Annotated in this window: 3 protein-coding genes; 1 reads left to right on the forward strand and 2 read right to left on the reverse strand. The window is 69.9% G+C overall.

Features of this window, described 5'->3' with window-relative positions; genetic code table 11:
- Positions 1–53: 53 nt before the first annotated feature.
- On the reverse strand, positions 54–1229 hold the full coding sequence (locus tag A2J01_RS30375) for a thiolase family protein (protein WP_011331217.1): 1176 nt from the start codon (positions 1227–1229) through the stop codon (positions 54–56).
- The gene (locus tag A2J01_RS30380) at positions 1226–2092 is read right to left on the reverse strand and encodes a CoA transferase (RefSeq protein WP_011331218.1); all 867 of its coding nucleotides are present in this window, start codon (positions 2090–2092) and stop codon (positions 1226–1228) included. The genes A2J01_RS30375 and A2J01_RS30380 overlap by 4 nt, the downstream gene beginning before the upstream one ends.
- Positions 2093–2187: 95 nt before the next feature.
- On the opposite strand from A2J01_RS30380, the gene A2J01_RS30385 reads away from it, so the two are divergent.
- On the forward strand, positions 2188–2551 hold a 364-nt coding region (locus A2J01_RS30385), incomplete at its 3' end, for a TetR/AcrR family transcriptional regulator (protein ID WP_197494336.1).

The raw sequence follows: 2551 nt of genomic DNA on the forward strand, positions 1-2551 counted from the left end.
GGTCGCCGTGGGTGGAGGGCAGGCCCCTCACGATCTCGTGGCTCATGACGTCCTCAGATGCGTTCGATGATGGTGGCGTTCGCGGTGCCGGTGGCCTCGCAGACGGTCTGCAAGCCGAACCTCTTGCCGGAGCGTTCGAGTTCGCAGAGCAGGTCGGTGAGCATCCGGGCTCCGGTCGAGCCCAGCGGGTGGCCGAGGGCGACGGAGCCGCCGTTGACGTTCAGCTTGTCGTCCGGGACGCCGAATTCCCGTTGGAAGATCAGCGGCACACCGGCGAAGGCCTCGTTGACCTCGAACAGGTCGATCTCCTCGACGGCCAACCCGCTTCGGCCGAGCGCCTTGTGGGCGGCGTCGAGGATCGCGGTGAACTGGATGATCGGGTCGGCGGCGGCGACCGACAGCGCGCGGAACCGGGCGCGTGGGATGAGGCCGTTGCGCTCGGCGTACTCGCGGTCGGCGATCAGCAGCGCGGCCGCGCCGTCGCTGATCTGCGAGGAGTTGGCCGCCGTGGTCCGCCCGTCGGCGCCGAACACGGCTTTCAGGCTCGCCATCTTGGCGGGGTCGATGTGCTCGCGGATGCCCTCGTCCGAGTCGATGACCGGACCGGTCGGGTCGTCGGGGTCGGCGGTGATCGGCACCATCTGGTCGCGGAACTTCCCGGCCCGCGTCGCGGCGTGCGCCCGCTCGTGGCTGCGAGCGCTGAACGCGTCCAACGCCGCTCGGCTCAGGTCGAACCTCTCGTTCATCAGCTCCGACGACGGGCCCTGCGCCATCAGCCCACCGTCGTAGCGGTCGAGTTCGCGCGGGCTGTACTGCGGGCCGAGCGGCGCGCCGGGCAGGAACGCCGGAGGCATCGGCACCCGTGACATCGACTCGACGCCGCAGGCGATCACCAGGTCGTGGGAACCCGCCATCACCGCCTGGGCGGCGAAGCTGACCGCCTGCTGCCCTGAACCGCACTGGCGGTCGATCGTCACCGCGGGGACCGACTCGGGCAGCCCGGCGGCGAGCACCGCGTGGCGGCCGAGATTGCCCGACTGGACATCGTGCTGGATGACGCAGCCGGTGATGACGTCCTCGATCGCGGCGGGGTCGACGCCGGCGCGGGCCACAAGCTCCCGCAGCGTCTGCCCGAGCAGGTCCACCGGATGCCATGCGCTGAGGATCCCTCCGCGACGGCCGACCGGGGTCCGGACCGCGCCGACGATAACGGCCTCGCGAACACTCATGACAAAGCTCCTTGTGCTGAATTACGGGGTGCCGAATCGCGGATTCCGATCAGGGGAATGTCGAGGCGCTTCGCGACCTCCTCCCATTCGCGCGTCGGCTTGGAAAGAAACGTCTGCTCGAGCTCCTCCTGGGTGCCCTCGACACCGAGACCGGCGCGGGCGCGCTCCCAGAAGTGCGGCTCGAGCGCGGCCAGCGCGACGTGGCCGTCGGAGCTGGAGTAGATCCGGTAACCGGGATGCGCCCCGCCGAGCGGCGCGCCCGCTCCCATCAGACCGTGCCGAACTGCGGCGCCGGCGTCGGCGGCCGCCTGTTCGAGGACGACCCGCTCGCGGTGTCCCACGCCGGACTCCGCGGCCACGCGCAGGGCGAGCAGGGCCGCGGACACGGCGCGCTCGGCGCCGAGCAGGTCGGCCACCGGGACGGTCGGCATCGTCGGCGGCTGGAGAGTGCCGTGCAGGGCCTGGTACGTCAGGTCATGGCCGGGCTGCTCCGCCGCGATCCCGTCGTGCCCGACGATCTCGATATGCGACAGGTGCGGATTCGCCGCGGTCAACTCGTCCAGGCCGAGCTTGACCAGCGCCGAGGGGCGCATGGCGGTGAGCATCAGGTCGGCACGCGACAGCTCGCGCGCCGCCACCGCCCGATCAGCGGGGTCCTTGAGGTCGAGGGTCACGACCCGCTGGCCCACAGTGAGCTCGTCGTACCACGTCGGCGCCACGGCCCGCAGCGGGTCGCCGGCCGGCGGTTCGATCTTGGTGACGGTGGCGCCCAGCGCCCGTAGCCGCGCGGCGGCGAGCGGGCCCGGCAGATTGATCGCGAGCGACACCACCTGCACGCCCTGCAGCGAACTCGACTGCGACATCATCAACCCCTTTTTGACTATACTGATGTATAGCCATTAATGCGCATGTACTGTCTAATGTCAAGGGTGTATGCTTTTTTCTCTGATAGGAGGCAATTTCTGTGACCGACCCCCGCGCCAGTGACGAGGACCTCACCGCGAAGGCCCGCATTCGCAACGCCGCGCTCGACCTCTACGCCGAGCGCGGCGAGGATCGCGTCTCGATGCGCGCCGTCGCCGCCGCCGCCGGGGTCGCCGTGGGATTGGTGCAGCACCACTTCAAGACCAAGGACGGGCTACGCGTCGCCGTCGAGCAACTGGTCGTCGACTATTACGCTCTGGCGATCGCCTCTGTGCCGGACGAGGGCGCCCCAGCGCAGGTCGCCGCCGCTCGAGACGAGGCGGTGCGGCACATGCTCGCGACGCATCCGACGGTGGTGAACTACATCCGGCGCGCTGTGCTCGATCCGCAGGGAAAGA

The sequence above is a fragment of the Rhodococcus sp. EPR-134 genome, from assembly GCF_001647205.1.
Classification (GTDB): domain Bacteria; phylum Actinomycetota; class Actinomycetes; order Mycobacteriales; family Mycobacteriaceae; genus Rhodococcus_F; species Rhodococcus_F qingshengii.

Coding starts and splice junctions, on each gene's coding strand:
- A2J01_RS30375 (WP_011331217.1), bottom strand. CDS start 1,229: ATGAGTGTTCGCGAGGCCGTTATCGTCGGCGCGGTCCGGACCCCGGTC.
- A2J01_RS30380 (WP_011331218.1), bottom strand. CDS start 2,092: ATGTCGCAGTCGAGTTCGCTGCAGGGCGTGCAGGTGGTGTCGCTCGCG.